The 14,356-nt window shown below is 74.6% G+C and carries 11 protein-coding genes and 1 tRNA gene; 7 read left to right on the top strand and 5 right to left on the bottom strand.

Annotation, left to right across the window (positions count from 1 at the left end; all coding sequences use genetic code 11):
* Nucleotides 1–12: 12 nt before the first annotated feature.
* A complete protein-coding gene (locus Cus16_RS00815) occupies nt 13–768 on the bottom strand; it encodes a DUF2993 domain-containing protein (protein WP_069710746.1) in 756 nt (251 codons plus the stop codon).
* Between the two features lie 523 nt (nt 769–1,291).
* The gene (gene argS / locus Cus16_RS00810; protein ID WP_069710745.1) at nt 1,292–2,962 is read right to left on the bottom strand and encodes an arginine--tRNA ligase; all 1,671 of its coding nucleotides are present in this window, start codon (nt 2,960–2,962) and stop codon (nt 1,292–1,294) included.
* A 72-nt stretch (nt 2,963–3,034) separates the two neighbouring features.
* On the opposite strand from argS, the gene Cus16_RS00805 reads away from it, so the two are divergent.
* The 4 genes from Cus16_RS00805 to Cus16_RS00790 all read left to right on the top strand — a co-directional run bounded on the left by Cus16_RS00805 (nt 3,035) and on the right by Cus16_RS00790 (nt 9,326).
* On the top strand, nt 3,035–3,604 hold the full coding sequence (locus tag Cus16_RS00805) for a hypothetical protein (RefSeq protein WP_069710744.1): 570 nt from the start codon (nt 3,035–3,037) through the stop codon (nt 3,602–3,604).
* Between the two features lie 134 nt (nt 3,605–3,738).
* Nucleotides 3,739–3,810, top strand: a tRNA-Arg gene (locus tag Cus16_RS00800).
* A 231-nt stretch (nt 3,811–4,041) separates the two neighbouring features.
* Nucleotides 4,042–7,989, top strand: a complete 3,948-nt coding sequence (locus Cus16_RS00795; RefSeq protein WP_083263594.1) for a Pls/PosA family non-ribosomal peptide synthetase — start codon at nt 4,042–4,044, stop codon at nt 7,987–7,989.
* Nucleotides 7,986–9,326 carry a M1 family metallopeptidase gene (locus tag Cus16_RS00790; RefSeq protein ID WP_069710743.1) on the top strand — a complete coding sequence of 447 codons (1,341 nt, stop codon included), beginning with the start codon at nt 7,986–7,988 and terminating at the stop codon, nt 9,324–9,326. Before Cus16_RS00795 ends, Cus16_RS00790 begins: the two co-directional genes overlap by 4 nt.
* Here Cus16_RS00790 and Cus16_RS00785 read toward each other — a convergent pair.
* Nucleotides 9,323–9,637, bottom strand: coding sequence for a helix-turn-helix transcriptional regulator (locus Cus16_RS00785; protein WP_069710742.1), 315 nt, complete (start codon nt 9,635–9,637; stop codon nt 9,323–9,325). The genes Cus16_RS00790 and Cus16_RS00785 overlap by 4 nt on opposite strands.
* 45 nt (nt 9,638–9,682) lie before the next feature.
* On the opposite strand from Cus16_RS00785, the gene map reads away from it, so the two are divergent.
* Nucleotides 9,683–10,453, top strand: a complete 771-nt coding sequence (map, locus tag Cus16_RS00780; protein WP_069710741.1) for a type I methionyl aminopeptidase — start codon at nt 9,683–9,685, stop codon at nt 10,451–10,453.
* On the opposite strand, the gene Cus16_RS16140 is transcribed toward map, so the two are convergent.
* Complete coding sequence (locus Cus16_RS16140) at nt 10,434–11,021, bottom strand: 4'-phosphopantetheinyl transferase family protein (RefSeq protein ID WP_141718751.1); 588 nt, start codon at nt 11,019–11,021, stop codon at nt 10,434–10,436. The two genes, map and Cus16_RS16140, sit on opposite strands and share 20 nt — an antisense overlap.
* A 38-nt stretch (nt 11,022–11,059) precedes the next feature.
* Nucleotides 11,060–11,263, bottom strand: a complete 204-nt coding sequence (locus Cus16_RS16485) for a hypothetical protein (RefSeq protein ID WP_058729997.1) — start codon at nt 11,261–11,263, stop codon at nt 11,060–11,062.
* Between the two features lie 204 nt (nt 11,264–11,467).
* Between Cus16_RS16485 and Cus16_RS00765 the strand changes: the two genes are divergently transcribed.
* Together Cus16_RS00765 and Cus16_RS00760 are read left to right on the top strand one after the other, a co-directional pair.
* Nucleotides 11,468–13,507 (top strand): TPM domain-containing protein, encoded by a 2,040-nt coding sequence (locus tag Cus16_RS00765; RefSeq protein WP_083263591.1) that lies wholly within the window; start codon nt 11,468–11,470, stop codon nt 13,505–13,507.
* Nucleotides 13,508–13,600: 93 nt separating this feature from the next.
* Complete coding sequence (locus Cus16_RS00760) at nt 13,601–14,326, top strand: PspA/IM30 family protein (protein WP_069710739.1); 726 nt, start codon at nt 13,601–13,603, stop codon at nt 14,324–14,326.
* Nucleotides 14,327–14,356 lie beyond the last annotated feature (30 nt).

Raw genomic sequence — 14,356 nt, 5'->3', positions numbered from 1 at the left:
TACGCCCGCCGGTCATCCGCAGCTGCCCACGGTCCGGAGGCCCTGCTCGGTGAGCGGCAGCGTGCCGGCCGTGACGCGCACTGTCGCCTGCCGGGCGGTGATGTCGAGCGAGCGGATGCGCAGCTGCTCCGGCAGGAAGCGCGCGGTGCAGACCTGGACCGGCACGTCGGTGACCCCGGGGATCGAGTCGACGCCGAGCCCGAGGTCCGGGTTGGTGATGCGGACGTTCCGCGGGGTGATCGTGACGCCGCGGCCGTCGGACTGCGTGGTGACGGCGCCGGTCGCCGCGTAGGAGATGTCGTACCCGAGCACCGCGGTCGACCCGGACAGCTCGACGCCGTCGTCCACCAGGCGGAGTCGCTGGAACAGCGGGCTGTACTTCGCCAGGTCCTTGACGCTCGTCGCGGCGAGGGTCACGTGTCCGTCGACGTCGTGCACGTCCCCCTGCCCGTCGACCGGCACGTCGCGCGCGGTGACGTCGGCGGCGAGCGGCACACCGTCCACCGTCAGGCGGTCGGAGGTGATGTGCACGTCCGCCAGGGTCCCGGCGAGCAGCTGCGGGATGACGATGCCGTCCGCGTGCGCGGTGACCTCGCCGGTCGCACCCTCGGGCAGCGACTGCTCGACCTGGTCCGCGATGGTCCGGTCGACGACGCCGCGCAGGACGAACTCGGCGACCACCGCGAGGACGGCGAGCACGAGCACCACGACGACGAGGACGACGGGCCAGCGACGGCGCTTCCGGGTGGGCTCGGTGGCTGCGGACATGCGTCCCACCCTGCCAGGTGCTCCCCGCGGCCCGGCTGGGGGCGGGTTGGCGCCCGGTGGGCGGGAGGTGCGCGGGTTCGGCGGCGCGGGTCCGGCGGAGCGGGGCGCGGACGCGATCAGATCGCGGCCTGGAGGCGCGGGACGGGCCCGCAACGCGCCTCCCGTCCGCCCGTTCCTTCCCATGACGCGCGCGATGCCTGGCGGGATCGGGCGTACCGGGCCCTTCGGAACCGCCAGGTACGCCCGGGAACGCTCGGTACACCCGAGAGCACCTGGAAGGCGCCGCGGCGCCGGGCGCGGACGCGACCGGGTCACGGCCCGGTGGCTCGGGGCGCGCGCGACCCTGACCCGGCCTGGAGGCGCGGGTGCGGCCCGCCCCGCACGGCACGGCACGGCGGCGGCAGGTCCGCGTCCCCGCGACGTGGCGCGTGCCGCCCGCGCACAACGAGAAGCGCGTCGCGCCACGGAGTTCCGTGGCGCGACGCGCTCGTCGTTGTGCAGGCGCAGCGGGCGCCGCGCCGCGCTACATGCGCTCGGGCGCGGTGACCCCGAGCAGGGTCAGGCCGTTGCGGACGACCTGCCCGGTGGCGTCGTTCAGCCACAGGCGCGTGCGGTGCAGGTCCGTCACGGCCTCGTCGCCGAGCGGGGTCACGCGGCAGGCGTCGTACCAGCGGTGGTACAGCCCGGCGAGCTGCTCGATGTACCGCGCGATGCGGTGCGGCTCGCGGAGCTCGGCCGCCTGGCGCACCACCCGCGGGTACTCCGCCAGGGCGCCGAGCAGCGCCCCCTCGGTGTCGTGCGTGAGCAGCGACGCGTCGAACGCCGAGCGGTCCACGCCCGAGGCGGCGGCGTTGCGCGCGACCGACTGCGTGCGGGCGTGGGCGTACTGCACGTAGAAGACCGGGTTGTCGTTGGTCCGCTTCGTGAGCAGGTCGAGGTCGATGTCGATCGCGGTGTCGCTGGCGAACCGGACGAGGGCGTACCGGCCGGCGTCCACGCCCACGGCGTCCACGAGGTCCTCCATCGTGACGATGGTGCCGTTGCGCTTCGACATGCGCATCGGCTCGCCGTCCTTGAGCAGGTTGACCATCTGCCCGATGAGGATCTCGAGGTTCGTGCCCGGCTCGTCGCCGAACGCCGCGCACATCGCCATCATGCGGCCGACGTAGCCGTGGTGGTCGGCGCCGAGCATGATGAGGTTCCGCTCGAAGCCGCGCTCGCGCTTGTCGAGGTAGTACGCCAGGTCGCCGGCGATGTAGGCGGGCTGCCCGTCGGACTTGATGACCACGCGGTCACGGTCGTCGCCGAAGTCGGTCGTGCGGAGCCAGAGCGCGCCCTCGGCCTCGTACATCTTGCCGAGGGACTGCAGCCGCTCGATGGCGCGCTCGACGGCCTTCGACTCGTGCAGCGAGTTCTCGTGGAAGAACACGTCGAAGTCGACGCCGAAGTCGTGCAGCGACGACTTGATGTCCGCGAACATGAAGTCCACGCCCTCGCGGCGGAACAGCTCCTGCGCCTCGTCCCGCGGCAGGTCCGTGACGTCGGTGCCGGCCGGCAGCGTCGCGATCACGCGCGCGGCGATCTCGGCGATGTACGCGCCGCCGTAGCCGTCCTCCGGCGTGGGCTCGCCGAGCGCGGAGGCGACCAGCGACCGGGCGAAGCGGTCGATCTGCGCGCCGTGGTCGTTGAAGTAGTACTCACGGGTGACGAGGCCGCCCTGCGCCTCGAACACGCGGGCGAGGCTGTCGCCCACGGCCGCCCAGCGCACGCCACCCATGTGGATCGGGCCGGTCGGGTTCGCGGAGACGAACTCGAGGTCGATGCGGACGCCGTCGTAGAGGTCGCCACGCCCGAACGCCTCGGCCTGGTCGACGATCGTGCGGGCGATCTCGCCGGCCGCGGCGGCCTCGAGCGTGATGTTGATGAAGCCGGGACCGGCCACGTCGACCGAGGCGACGCCGTCGAGCTCGGTCAGCTCGCCCGCGATCTCGGTCGCGAGCTCGCGCGGGTTCGTGCCGAGACGCTTGGCGAGCTGCATGGCCGCGTTCGACGCCCAGTCGCCGTGCGCACGGTTCTTCGGACGCTCGAGGGCCACGTGGGACTCCCCGATCGTCACGGTGTCGGACGCGCCTCGTCGCTCGACGATCCCGGTCAGGATCGACAGGTACGCGGCGGAGAGTTCGGCAGGAGTCACGAGGGTCGAGTCTACCGGGACACCCAGGTGCCTCGCGGGCCGGTGCCGGTCCCCGTGCAGCATCATGTCCGGATGACCACCCGCAGCCGTGCCCGGGCGATCACCGTCGCCGCCCTCACCGTCGCCGCGTCCGCCCTCCTGTCGGGCTGCACCGGTGCCCGCGACTCGGCCCCGAGCCCCACGGCGACGCCCATCGGCACGGCCGTGCGGCAGTCCTGCGGCGACCTGCTGCCCGCCGAGGCGCTGGCCGTGTACGGGAAGACCTTCCGGCAGGACACCGACTGGCGTCCGGGGAAGGGCACGCCCGCGGCCACGATCGAGCGCCAGCGCGGGCGGGTCTGCCGGTTCGTCGCCACCGACGACCCGGGCACCACCGTCACGCTCGCGGTCGCGCACCTGCCTGAGAAGTCGCTCACCACCCTGAAGGACGCCCTGTACGACCGCGGCGGCTCCGTCCCGACCTACCGCGTCGAGGGGTACTACGCCCTCGCCGACGGGGTCGGCCGCGCGGACGCCTTCCCGGACCCGTACTGGATCACCACCGAGTCGACGCTCTTCACGGAGCCCGGCGGGGCGCAGCCCGTCGTCGACGCGGTCCGCGCCGTCCTGCAGCCGACCGCCTCGGCGAGCCCGGCGGGCTGAGCCGGCCACCGCCGGACGGGAGGCGCGGCGCGACCCCGCCCCGCGCCTCCCGTCCGGCGGTCCGCGCCACACGGGCGCGACACGCGCTGTCGGGACCGGGTCACCGGACCTGCTACGGTTGGTGTCACCCACGAGCCCCCATAGCTCAGGGGATAGAGCACTGCCCTCCGGAGGCAGGGGCGGAGGTTCGAATCCTCCTGGGGGCACTGTCACACTCCCGCGCAAGCGGACGTTCTCGCTTCGCTCGATCGGCCGCGCGCGATGTCGCCTGCGGCGACCGTCCCCCGTGGTCGAGCCCGGCTCCTGCGTCCCGATCGGCCGTGCGCGATGTCGCCTGCGGCGACCGTCCCCCGTGGTCGAGCGCGGCTCCTGCATCCCGATCGGGCCCGCGCGACGTGTTTCCGTGCGCGACACCCGGCGTCAGTAGGATCCGCGCGATGAGCACCGGCACCACCGACACCCAGGCGGAACTCGCGCGCGGCGAGCACGCCCCGGCACCGCGCACCCTGCTGGACGTCCTCGAGGCGACCGCGGCCGCGCACCCCGACGCCCTCGCGCTCGAGGACCCGGCCGGCACGATCGACACCGTGACGCTCCTCCGGCTCGTCCGGGAGCAGGCCGACGACCTCGCCACGCGCGGCGTCCGTCGGGGCGACCGGGTCGGCGTGCGGATCCCCTCGGGCGGCCGCGACCTGTACCTGTCGATCCTGGCCGTGCTCGCCGCCGGCGCCGCCTACGTGCCGGTCGACGCGGACGACCCCGAGGAGCGCGCCGCCCTCGTCTTCGGCGAGGCCGGCGTGGTCGGGGTGATCGGTGCCGGCGGCGTGCTGCGGCAGGACGGCACACCGGACGCGGCGCCCTCGCCGGTCGTCGACCCCGCCGCACGCGCCGAGGCCCCGACGACCGAGGACGACGCCTGGATCATCTTCACCTCCGGCTCGACGGGTGTGCCGAAGGGCGTCGCGGTGACGCACCGGTCCGCCGCCGCGTTCGTCGACGCCGAGGCACGGATGTTCCTGCAGGACGCGCCGATCGGCCCCGGCGACCGGGTACTCGCCGGCCTCAGCGTCGCGTTCGACGCCTCGTGCGAGGAGATGTGGCTCGCGTGGGGCCACGGCGCGTGCCTCGTGCCGGCACCGCGCTCGCTCGTCCGGACCGGCGTCGACCTCGGCCCGTGGCTCATCGCGCACGGCATCACGGTCGTCTCCACGGTCCCGACGCTCGCGGCGCTGTGGCCGGACGACGCGCTCGAGCAGGTCCGCCTGGTGATCTTCGGCGGCGAGGCCTGCCCGCCCGAGCTCGCCGCCCGCATCGCCTCGCGCGACCGCGAGCTCTGGAACACGTACGGTCCGACCGAGGCCACGGTGGTCGCGTGCGGTTCCCTGATGGACGGCAGCCAGCCGGTGCGCATCGGGTTGCCGCTCGACGGCTGGGACCTGGCGGTCGTCGACGACCGGGGGCAGCGGGTGGCCCCCGGCGGCGTCGGCGAACTCGTGATCGGCGGGGTCGGCCTCGGGCGCTACCTCGACCCGGCGAAGGACGCCGAGAAGTACGCCCCCTTCCCCGAGCTCGGCTGGGAGCGGGCGTACCGGAGCGGCGACCTCGTCCGGTACGACCCCGAGGGCCTCGTCTTCCAGGGTCGTGCGGACGACCAGGTCAAGCTCGGCGGCCGCCGCATCGAGCTCGGCGAGGTCGACGCGGCCCTGCAGGGGCTCGACGACGTCGCCGGCGGGGCGGCCGTCGTGCAGCGGACGCCGGCCGGCAACCAGGTCCTCGTCGGCTACGTCGCCCCGGTCGCCGGCGCCACGATCGACACGACCGCCGCGAACGCCCGACTCCGCGAGGAACTGCCGGCGGCCCTCGTGCCGCTGCTCGCCGTGGTGGAGTCGCTGCCGACCCGGACGTCCGGCAAGGTCGACCGCGCCGCGCTCCCCTGGCCGCTGCCCGGAGCCTCCGACACCGCACTGCTGCCGGACACCGTCGCGTGGATCGCCGAGCGCTGGTCCGCGATCCTCGGCGTGCCGGTGACGAGCGTCGACGACGACTTCTTCGCGCACGGCGGCGGCTCGCTGACCGCGGCGCAGCTCGTGTCCGCGATCCGCGAGCGCTTCCCCACGACGACCGTCGCCGACGTCTACGACCACCCGCGGATCGGTGCCCTGGCCGCCGCGCTCGACGACGCCGGCCCGACCGCCGCCGCACGGCGACCGGTGCGCCCGGTGCCACCGACCACCGGGCTGCTGCTCACCCTGCTCGGCCTGCCGGTCCAGGTGCTCCGGGGCCTGCGGGTGCTGACCTGGACGGCGCTCGTCGCCGCGGTGCTGCACGCGACGACCCTGCCCGTCCTGCCGGTGCTGCCGTGGTGGGCGCTCGTGGTGGCCCTGCTGCTCTTCGTGACGCCGATCGGCAAGATGGCCGTCACGGTCGTCCTCGCCCGCCTGCTGCTCGCCGGCGTGGGTCCGGGCGACCACCCCCGCGGCGGGTCCGTGCACGTGCGCGTCTGGCTCGCGGAGCGCATCGCCGAGGCCGTCGACGGTCCGTCCACCGCGGGAGCGCCGTGGATCAGCTACTACGCGCGGGCGCTGGGAGCCCGGATCGGCCGCGACGTCGACCTGCACACCCTGCCGCCGGTCACCGGCATGCTCACCGTCGGCAAGCGCGCCTCGGTCGAGCCCGAGGTCGACCTCGTCGGGCACTGGGTCGACGGCGACCTGTTCCGGCTCGGCCACGTCCGGGTCGACGCGGACGCCGTCGTGCACAGCCGCTCGACGCTCCTGCCCGGAGCGCACGTCGGCGAGGGCGCGGAGGTCGAGGCCGGCTCCGCCCTCACCGGCAGGGTGCCCGACGGGGAGCGATGGGCCGGTTCCCCCGCGGACCGCGTGGGTTCGGCGCGACACGGCCGGGAGGCGCGTCCCCCGGCCCGTCGTCGCTGGCTCGTCGCGTACGGGGTCGCGTCGGTCGTCGTGGCCGGCCTGCCCGTCGCGGGCGTCGCGGCGGGCCTGGCGGTCGCCGTCGTGCTCGTCGGGCCGGCCGGCACGCTCGGCACCGCGGTGCTGCGCGGGCTCGCAGCCGTCCCGCTCGCGACGCTCGTCGCGGGCCTGGTCTACGCGGTCCTGGTGGTCGCTGCGGTCCGGCTGCTCGCCCTCGGCCTGCACGAGGGCCGGCACCCCGTGCGGTCGCGTCCGGGCTGGCAGGCGTGGTGCACCGAGCGCGTGCTCGACGCGGCGCGCACGCTCCTGTTCCCGCTCTACGCCTCGCTGGTGACACCGCTGTGGTTGCGGGTGCTCGGTGCGCGCGTCGGACGGGACACCGAGATCTCGACGGTGCTCCTCATCCCCTCGCTGACGCAGATCGCCTCGGGCGCGTTCCTCGCCGACGACACGATGGTCGCGACGTACGAACTCGGCGGCGGCTTCGTGCGCATCGGCCGCTCCAAGGTCGGACGACGGGCGTTCCTCGGCAACTCGGGCATGACCGGGGCCGGGCGCTCGGTGCCGCGCGAGGCGCTCGTCGCCGTGCTGTCCGCCGTCCCGAAGAAGGCCAAGCGCGGGTCCTCGTGGCTCGGCTCGCCCCCGGTCCGCCTGCGCCGTGCGACCACCGAGTTCGACGAGGAACGCACCTTCCGCCCGCCGCGCCGGCTCAAGGTCGCCCGCGGGTGCTGGGAGCTCCTCCGCCTGGTCGCGCCGATGGTCTCCGCAGCGATCGCCCTCGGCGTCGCCGGTGCCCTCCTCGCGCTGTGGTCGACGGTCGGCATCGGGTGGACCGTGCTCCTCGCCGGGCCCGTGCTCATCGTCGCCGGCGCCGTCGCGGCAGCCGTGTCGACGCTCGCGAAGTGGGTGTTCGTCGGCCGCATCGAGGCACGCGAGCACCCGCTCTGGTCGTCGTTCGTGTGGCGCAACGAGGTGCAGGACACCTTCGTCGAGACGGTCGCGCGCCCGTGGTTCGCCGAGCAGGCGACCGGCACCCCGGCGCTGGCGGCGTGGCTGCGGAGCCTCGGCGCCCGCATCGGGCGCGGGACCTGGATCGAGACCTACTGGCTCCCCGAGGCCGACCTCGTGGCCATCGGCCACGGGGCGGCGGTCGCCCGTGGCACGGTCGTGCAGACGCACCTGTTCCACGACCGGGTCATGCAGCTCGACACGGTCCGGCTCGACGACGGCGCGACCCTCGGGCCGCACAGCGTCGCGCTGCCGGCGGCGGGGATCGGTGCCGGCGCCACGGTCGGACCGGCGTCGCTCGTGATGCGCGGCGAGCAGGTCCCCGGGGGCACGCAGTGGGCGGGCAACCCCATCGCACCGTGGGCGTCCGCGCCGCCGGTGCCGGTCGCGGAACGCACCACCGCCGCCCAGGACGACGGCGTCGTGGCAGACTCGACGGCACCGTGAAGCCGAACCCCGACGCCGACCCGTACACCCCGCACAGCGGCGACCGGCGGTGGAGCGCCCGGCACTACGAGCTCCGCCTCGGCTACCGCGTCGCGACGAACCGCCTCGACGCCACCGCCACCGTGCACGGCCGTGCCGTCGAGCAGCTGGACCGGATCGTCCTCGACCTGCACGGGTTGCGGGTCGACCGGGTCGACGTCGACGGCACCCGCGCGGCCAAGGTGTCGACGTCCACGCACAAGCTCACGGTGACGCCCGCGGAGCCGGTCGCCGCCGGGGCGGACTTCTCGGTGCACGTCCGGTACCGCGGCGCGCCACACCCCCTGCGGAGCCCCTGGGGCCAGATCGGCTGGGAGGAACTGACCGACGGCGTCATCGTCGCCGCGCAGCCCACCGGCGCCCCGTCGTGGTTCCCCTGCAACGACCGCCCCGACGACAAGGCGACCTACCGGATCGAGATCACCGCGGAGACGGGCTACGACGTGGTCGCGAACGGCGACCTCCTCGGGCGCGAGCGCGGTCGGGCGGGCACCACCTGGACCTGGGCGGTGACCGAGCCGATGGCGACGTACCTGGCGACGGTGCAGATCGGGCGGTACCGCACGACCGCGCTCCGCCGTCCCTCCGGCGACGGGCTGCCCGACGTGACCGTGCACCACCCGGCGGACCTCGCGGCCGCCGTGCGGACGGACTTCGGGCGCGTGCCCGACATGCTCGCGCTCTACTCGGACGTCTTCGGTCCGTACCCGTTCTCGTCGTACGGCGTCGTCGTGACCGACGACGAGCTCGAGATCCCGCTCGAGGCCCACGGCCTCGCGGTGTTCGGGCGGAACCACGTCGACGGCGAGCACGGCACCGACCGGCTGATCGCCCACGAGCTCGCGCACCAGTGGTTCGGCAACTCCGTGACCGCGGCGCGCTGGCGGGACATCTGGTTGCACGAGGGCTTCGCCTGCTACGCCGAGTGGCTGTGGTCGGAGCACCGCGGAGGCGACTCCGCCGACACGCTCGCCGAGCGGTACCGCGACGGACTGCTCGCCGGGCCGCAGGACCTCGTGGTCGCCGACCCGGGCGCGGGCGACATGTTCGACGACCGCGTCTACAAGCGCGGCGCCCTCGCGCTGCACGCGGTGCGTCGGACCTTCGGCGACACCGCGTTCACGACGGGTCTCCGCGCGATCACCGCGGAGCACCGGCACGGCTCGGTGGCGCCGACGGACGTGTTCGCGGCGTTCGCCGCGGCGGCGGGCGTGACGGAGCTCGCGGTGCGTCGCGTCACGGGTCCGTGGATCGACGAGCCGGGCGTGCCCGCACTGCCGACCGGCGGCTCGGCCTAGCGACGGGCGGACCCGGCCGCCGGTGTCCTCGAGGGACGGGCAGACCCGACCGTCCCACCGCCGGACGGAGCGGGCTGGACCTCGGCCCAGAGGGCGTCGAGGGACAGCCCGACGACCCCGGCCAGCGCGGCGATCGTCGCGAACGACGGGGTCGCGATCCGGCCGGTCTCGATCTTCCGGAGAGTCTCGGGCGAGACACCGGCGGCGAGGGCCACGTCGAGCATCGACCGGTCCGCACGCGCCGAGCGGAGCAGCGCACCGAGCCGGCGGCCGCGTTCGAGCTCGTCGGGACTGAGCGGGAGTCGGACCATGCTCCGATGATAGTACCGGCCGGACAGTACCGGTACGATCATCCCGTGATCGAGATCCTCTCCCCCGCCGAGGTCGACCGCGCACGCCGGACCGGCGCGCTCGTCGGCACGATCCTGCAGACCCTCCGTGCGCGCACGGGCGTGGGCACGAACCTGCTCGAGATCGACCGGTGGACCCGGACGATGATCGAGGACGCCGGTGCCGAGTCCTGCTACGTCGACTACGCGCCGTCCTTCGGACGCGGGCCGTTCGGGCACCACGTCTGCACCGCGGTCAACGACGCCGTGCTCCACGGGCTCCCCCACGACCGGGACCTCGCGGACGGCGACCTGCTCACGCTCGACCTCGCGGTGTCGCTCGACGGCATCGCCGCGGACGCCGCCGTCAGCTTCGTCGTCGGCACGGCTGACCCGGCGGACACCGCGATGATCGAGACGACCGAACGCGCCCTCGCCGCCGGCATCGCCGCAGCCCGACCCGGTGCCCGGACCGGTGACCTGTCGCACGCGATCGGCAGCGTCCTCGCTGCCGCCGGCCACCCGGTCAACACCGAGTTCGGCGGCCACGGCATCGGCTCGACGATGCACCAGGACCCGCACGTGTCGAACACCGGACGACCGGGCCGCGGCTACACCCTGCGCCCGGGGCTGCTCCTCGCGCTGGAGCCGTGGGTGATGGCGGACACCGACGAGCTCGTCACCGACCCGGACGGCTGGACCCTCCGGAGCGCCACGGGGGCCCGCACCGCCCACACCGAGCACACGATCGCGATCACCGAGGACGGCGCCGAGGTGCTCACCCGACCGGGGGTGTGACGCGGTCCTCGACCTCGACCGGCAGCCCGCCGGCCGCCACCGCCAGCACGGTGCCCGGAGCGGGCCACAGCACGGTGACCGCCTGCACGCGTCCCGCGAAGCGTGCGACCGAGCGCTCGAGGTCGACCGCGACCGCGGTGGGGTCGACACGCAGGCCCCGGCCGTCCTGCTTCAGCACGGCCTCCTTCACGGCCCAGGCAGCGGCTCGGTCGGCGTCCCCACCGAGCCGTCGTCGTTCGGCCGGGCCGAAGGCGTCCAGCGGCGCGGCCGCGACGCGGGCGACCTGCTCGAGGTCGACACCGAGCGCCACGTCGGTGACGGCGGTCCCGCGGACGACGGCGAGGGCTGTCGCGCCGCCCGTCCGCGCGGTGCTCACCGGGACGGCGCGTCCGGCGGCGGTGGCCCAGGGGCGGCCGTGGTCGGTCGACCCGCAGTGCGGACAGACGCGCCCCGCCCGCACGGCGGCCACGTCGACCGCCGCAGCGGACGCGACGGCGGCGAGCAGTGCCTCCCGGTCGTCGCCGGACGGCACGATCGTCACCAGGACGGCGGGGGTCGGACGGGCCACGCGGCGAGCGTAGCGGGCGCGCACCCCGCCGCCGGCGGTCAGGCGTGCGTCAGCGCGATCAGCGCGACGTTCATGGTGCTGTAGGCGCCCTCGGACCGGGTGGCCTGGCGGACGCGGCCCCGCAGGACCTCGTAGCGGCCGTCCTGCTCCCGGACGAACCCGATGACGCCGCTCGCCGGCGTCGAGACGCGGTGGTAGCCGTCCTCCAGTGGGACGACCTCTGTGCTCGTCGTGCGCTCCATGGTGCTTCCTTCCGCTCGTCGTCGAACGATGGCCTCCACCATACCCCGGTCCGGGGTACAAGCCCTCCACAAGTCGCCCATCACCGGGGGTTCTCGGAGCATCCACCCGTTGTGTGCGTCGCCTGGATAGCATCGGGGCCACGGCTCCCCCGCGGGGCCGGACCGGGGACGCCGACGGCGCCCTCGCCGACGGACGGAGGACGGATGCGAGCGGTCCACGACGGATCGAGCACGGACGACACCGGGGCGGACCGGTTGCCCCGGCGACCGAGGGGGCGTAGCCAGGGCGGGCGGGCCGCACGTCTCGCCGCCCGCCTCGGGAGCCTGCTCCTCGCCGCCGGGCTCGTGCTCGCACCCGCCGCGGCCGCGCACGCCACCGACCCGGTCGACCTGGGCGGCGCCTACGTCGTCGACGAGGCCGGCGTGCTCAGCAGCAGCCAGCGGAGCGAGGTAGAGCGGGCCGTCTCCGACCTGTACGACCGGACGCAGACGCAGCTCTACGTGGTCTACGTCCCGACCTTCACGAACCCGAGCGACCACACCGCCTGGGGCGACGCCCTCATGGAGCGCAACCAGATCGACTCGGACGCCATCGTCCTGTCCGTGGCGGTCGACGACCGGATCGCGGACATCCAGCAGACGAACGAGACCGCGCTGTCCCGCGGGGACGTCGAGTCGGCGTACCAGGACGACGCCGTCCCGCAGCTGCGGAACGGCGACTGGGCGGGGGCCGCGGTGGCCCTCGCCGACGGACTCGTGCAGACGCAGGCGCCGGCGGACCTCACGTGGCTCTGGGTCCTGCTCCTCGTGGTCGTCGTCGGTCTCGTGATCGTCGTGCTGGTCGTCCGCACCCGCAACAAGCGCCGGACGGCCGAGGCCGAGCGGGCGCAGCAGGCCTCGCTCGCCGGGCTCGAGCGGAAGGCCGGCGGCGCACTCGTGACGATCGACGACGAGCTCCGCACGGCCGAGCAGGAGGTCGGGTTCGCCAGCGCGCAGTTCGGCGAGGACGCCGCGAAGCCCTTCGCCGAGGCGGTGGCCGCCGCGAAGCGCTCGGTGCGGCAGGCCTTCTCGTACCAGCAGCAGCTCGACGACGAGGTGCCGGACTCCCCGCAGCAGCGGGCGCAGTGGGCGAACGACATCATCGCGATCTGCGAGCGAGCGCACGCGTCGATCGAGGAGCAGACCGAGGCGTTCGACCGGCTCCGCGCGCTCGAGGACGGCGTGGAGGACGCCGCGACGGCACTCGCGTCGGCGGTGGCCGCGGCGCCGGCGGACCTCGACGCGGCCCGCCGCGCACTCGAACGGGTCCGTGGGCAGTACACCGGCCGGACCCTCGCCACGGTCTCGGACAACGTCGCCCAGGCGGACCAGGTGCTCGGTTTCGCCACCGAGCGCTCGCAGGCGGCGACCGCGGCCATCGCCGCGGGCGACAAGGGCGAGGCGGTGATCGCGGTCCGGGACGCCCAGCACGCCCTCGCGCAGGTGCAGCAGCTGACGACGAGCGCGACGGGTGCGGAGCGCACCTTCGCCGAGGCGTCGGCGCGGGCCGAGGCGATGCGCGTCGACATCGAGGGCGACGTCGCCGCGGCGCGTGCCATGCGCTCGGCCGACCCGGCGCTGGCGGGAGCCGTGACCCGCGCCGACACCGCGCTGCGGCAGGGCCTCGACCCGCGCGACCCGATCGCCGCGGTCGACGTCCTGACCCGGGCGAACACGGACATCGACGCGGCGCTGGCCGCGGCACGCGGTGCGCAGGAGCAGCGCCAGCGGGCGCAGCGGGCCCTCGACGACGCCCTGCGCGACGCCCGAGCGCGCATCAGCCAGGCGCGGGACTTCATCTCGGTCCGACGGGGCGGCGTCGGGACGACCGCGCGGACCCGGCTGTCCGAGGCGGAACGGGCACTGGACGACGCCGTGGACCTCGCGACGACCGATCCGGCCAGTGCCGTCCAGGCAGCGCGCGCCGCGGAGCAGTACGCGGCGGCTGCGATGGACGCGGCCAACGACGACATGGGCGGGTGGCCCGGCCAGGGCGGGGGCGGCGGCAACGGCGCGCAACTCGGCGGACTGGTCACCGGCATCGTGCTCGGCGGCCTGCTCGGCGGCCGCGGCGGCAGCTTCGGCGGCGGGTCCTTCGGCGGGGGCGGCTTCGGCGGCGGGGGCTTCGGCGGCGGCGGCGGGGGCGGCTTCGGCGGCGGAGACGGTGGCGGTGGCGGGGGCTTCTCGGGCGGCGGCCGCTTCTGAACCCCGTCCCGCCGACCGCCGCGGCCTGACCCGGCCAGCGGCCCAGCACGACCGAACCAGCACCACAACGGACCTTCCACGAAAGGGAAAGCAATGGCAAAGCAGACCATCTTCGGCCGGATCTCCTCGCTCATCCGGGCGAACGTGAACCAGATCATCGACGACGCCGAGGACCCGCAGAAGATGCTGGACCAACTCGTGCGCGACTACTCGAACAACATCGCGGACGCCAAGACCGCGATCGCGCAGACGATCGGCAACCTCCGCCTGCTCGAGCAGGACCACGAGGAGGACAAGCGCGCCGCGACCGAGTGGGGGCAGAAGGCCGCGAACGCCTCCGCCGCTGCCGACAAGTACCGCGCCGAGGGCAAGACGGCGGACGCCGACAAGTTCGACAACCTCGCGAAGATCGCCATCGGCAGGCAGCTCGCCGCCGAGCAGGAGGTCAAGGACAACGAGGGACCGCTCGCCACGCAGAACGAGCAGGTCGAGAAGCTCAAGTCCGGGCTCGCCGGCATGGAGCAGAAGCTCGAGCAGCTCAAGGCCAAGCGCGACACCCTCGTCGCACGGCAGAAGACCGCCGAGGCGCAGTCGAAGGTGAACGACGCCATCGGCAACATCGACATCACCGACCCGACGAGCGACCTGAACCGCTTCGAGGAGAAGGTCCGTCGCGAGGAGGCGAAGGTGCTCGGCCAGCAGGAACTGCAGTCGTCGAGCCTCGACGCGCAGTTCGAGAGCCTCGAGGACGTCGGCCGTGACGCCGAGGTCGAAGCCCGGCTCGCCGCGCTGAAGAACGGCGGATCCAGCTCGATCTGAGCCGGTTCCCCGGACGACGCCGGACCGTGC

It is taken from the genome of Curtobacterium sp. ER1/6 (assembly GCF_001742745.1).
Lineage (GTDB): Bacteria > Actinomycetota > Actinomycetes > Actinomycetales > Microbacteriaceae > Curtobacterium > Curtobacterium citri.
This window is presented reverse-complemented; position numbering and strand designations above follow the sequence as displayed.